At 80.4% G+C, this 3,092-nt stretch carries 2 pseudogenes; one reads left to right on the forward strand and one right to left on the reverse strand.

What is annotated here, in order from left to right:
* Positions 1–290, reverse strand: a pseudogene (locus tag ABD353_RS22470) (DUF4259 domain-containing protein); the annotation flags it as partial.
* Between ABD353_RS22470 and ABD353_RS22475 the strand changes: the two are divergent.
* Positions 289–3,092, forward strand: a pseudogene (locus tag ABD353_RS22475) (hypothetical protein); the annotation flags it as partial. The pseudogenes ABD353_RS22470 and ABD353_RS22475 sit on opposite strands and share 2 nt — an antisense overlap.

Raw genomic sequence — 3,092 nt, forward strand, 5'->3', positions numbered from 1 at the left:
CCCCCGCCCCCCCCCCCCCCCCCCCCCCCCCCCCCCGGGCCCCCGCCGATGTACCCGGTGGCGGCGGCCGTCCGCTCCAGCACGCCGCGGAGCACCGCCTCGCGCCCGGCGGCACGGTCCAGCCGGCAGGCGAAGTCCGCCGCCGAGTCGTTGTCGAACGGTCCGGTACCCCAGGTGCCCACGGCGCCCCTCCTCGGCAGGTTCCGCGGAGCAGTGTCCCCCGCACCGCCGACAGCGGGGCCCGCAGCCCGGGACGGGGTGTCGGGGGAGCGTGGCAGGATCGCCCGCATGTCCGAGCCGAGCGTGCCGCTGCCCACCGACCCCACCGCCTCGACGGTGTACCTGGACTGGCTGTCCGTCAGGTCTCCGGGTGCGGAGGCGGGCGCGCGGCAGCAGTTCGCGGACGTCTTCGACGGCGTCCCGCCCCGGGCCCGCCGGAAGCCGGCCCAGTACCTGGGCGGTCTGCAGTCGCGCAGCAGGCGCCTGCCGCCCGAGCACCTGCCCTGGTTCTGGGACACCGTCGGCCACCGGCTCGCCCGGGTGCTGCCGCGGCAGGCCGGGCAGGCGTACAGGCTGGCCAGGGAGGCCGAGCGGCAGGGCGGGGGCGCCGCCGATCCGGCCTTCCAGCGGGCGAACGCCGTGCTGGTGGCAGGGCTCGGCGTGCTGCCCGCGGCGGAGCTCTCCGCCCAGCAGCGCCGGCTCGCCGCCGCCCTGCCGCCGGCGGAGGCGCACCGGGAGTTCGTGCGGTACGTCCGGGCCTGGGGGTCGGGCGGGGCGGTGCCGCCGGCCGACCTGCACACCCGGCTGCGGGCGTCCGCCAAGGCCGCCGGCCGCGGCCCGGACGAGGCGGCGGCGCTGCTCGGCGAGGTGCTGGCCGGCTGTCCGGGCCGCCCGGTGCCGGACGCCCTGCTGGACGGCGCCGCCGCCCTGCTCGCGGCCCACCCGCCGACCGACGCGGTCCGCGCCGGACTGCTGGAGATGTTCCCGCCGGCCGTGACCGCCCTCGGCTTCGCGCCGACCGCCGGCGGCGGGGCCTGGGTGCGCCTGCTGCGCGCCGCGGGCGTGGTGGACGCGCTCGCCGCGGGCCGGCTCACCCCGTCCGCGGGGCTCGCCGGCTGGCTCGGCCGGCTGTCGTACACCTACGCCTACAACCGGGTGGGCGGCGGCGGGATCACCCGCCGTCCGCTGCCGCCGGAGTTCTTCGAGCTGCTGCCACCGCTGGCCGGCCGGCTGCGTGCCGAGGGCGTCCCGGTGCGGCTGCACGAGGCGCAGTACCGCTCGTCCGGGCTGGACGCCGACCTCGCCGACGCCTGCCTGGCCGAGGGCATCCCGGTGGAGACGCCGCCGCGGACGGTCCCGCTGGTCGTCTGGGGCGGCGAGTCCCGCCGCGACCTGCGGGCGCTCGCCGCCGACCCGGTGCTCGGCGCGCGGCTGGAGGGCACCGTCCACGCCGACCTGCGGCGCGGTACCGCGGTGACCCGGCTGCCGGAGAACCCGGCGATCGCCGGCGCCGTCCGCGCCCGGATCACCGGCCTGCTCGACGAGCTCGCCGACGGCGGACTCGGCGCCGCCGAGGACGCCCTCGGCGTGCTGGAGACCCTGCTCGACCGGCCGACCGCGACCGCCCTGGACGGCATCGAGGAGGCGCTCGCCGCCGTCGACCTCACCGGCCCGCTGCTGCGCACCCTCCGCGCCGGCCTGCCCGAGGAACTCGGCTGGCCCGCCCTGGACGAGGCGCTCGCCGACCTCGGCGCCCCGCCGGCCGGCACGACCACCACCTGGCCGGTGCTCACCCTCTTCACCCGGGACCGCGCGATCGCGGTCGACCACCGCGGCCGCCGGGCGGACCACGTCCTCGCGCTGCCCGGGGACGCCGCGCTGCACGCCGTGAACTACGCCGGCGGCGACCTGCTGGTGGCCTGGACGACCGACACCAAGCACCCGTACACCTGGCAGGCGTACTGGGCGTCCCGGCCCGGGGAGGTCTTCGAGCCGGCCCGGGCCACCGGCCTGCGGACCTGGTCGGCCACCGCCTGCCAGTTCGAGACCGCCGACCGCACCGGCCGCCACGACGGCGCCCGGATCCTGCGCCCCGGCGACCGGGACGGCCTGGCCGCGTCCCGGCAGCTCTCCGACGGCACCACCGTGTGGAGCCGCAGCGCGCACGGCGACGAGGACTGGGACCGCCTCGACCCGGCCACCGGCGGCCGGACCGGCGCGTTCGACCGTCCGGCGTTCGCCGCCGCGCCCGTGCCGGACGGCCACCGGGTCCAGCTGCTCTCGCTGGTCGCGCTGCCGCCGGACGCGGACGCCGACGCCTCCCCGCTCGGCCACCGCGCCGGCCTGGCCGGCTTCCGGGTGCTGCGCGGCCCGGAGAAGGACGCCCGCGGCTGGGACCACCGGCTGGAGGGCACCGACGGCCGCACCGCCGGGCTGCGCGCCGCGGCCTCCTGCGAGCCCTGGGCGGTCGCCCGGATGCCCGGGGGCGGCGCCGAGTGCGTGCTGACCGACCCGCACCGGGTGCACTGCCACGACGCGCAGGACGGCTCGCTGCTGTGGCGGGCCGGCGGGGACGTGCCGGTGCTGCCGCCGCCGCCGTTCTGGCACTTCCTGGCCCCGCGCGACCCCGCCTCCTCGCGGGCGCTCCGCGCGGCCGGGCGGGAGGCGGCCGCGGCCCTGCTCGCCGCCGACGAGGAGGCCACGGCGGCCGGGATCGCCCGCCTGCTGCCGGAGGTGACGGACCGGCGGATCGCCGAGGGGGCGGCCCGGACGGTGCGGGCCGCACGGGCCGCGCTGCACCGCCGCGAGGAGCTGTCCGCGAGGGTCGCGGCCGTCCGTTCGGGCCGGCTGGCGCCGCTGGCGGAGACCTCCGTCAGCCGGCTGCACGCCGCCCTGCGCGGCCTGCTGGACGTGCCCGGGTACTACCGGGCCGAGCCGCCCTCGCCGCAGCCGGCCACCCTGACCGCGCTGGCCGCGGACGGCGCCCACCTGGCCGGGCGGCTCGGCGAGGCGGAGCGCCGGCTGAGCCCGCCGGCCCGGGCCCGGGACTGGACGCCGCTGCTCGGCCGGATCGCCGCCTCGGCCTGGAGGCG

The organism is Kitasatospora arboriphila (genome assembly GCF_039528095.1).
GTDB lineage: Bacteria > Actinomycetota > Actinomycetes > Streptomycetales > Streptomycetaceae > Kitasatospora > Kitasatospora arboriphila.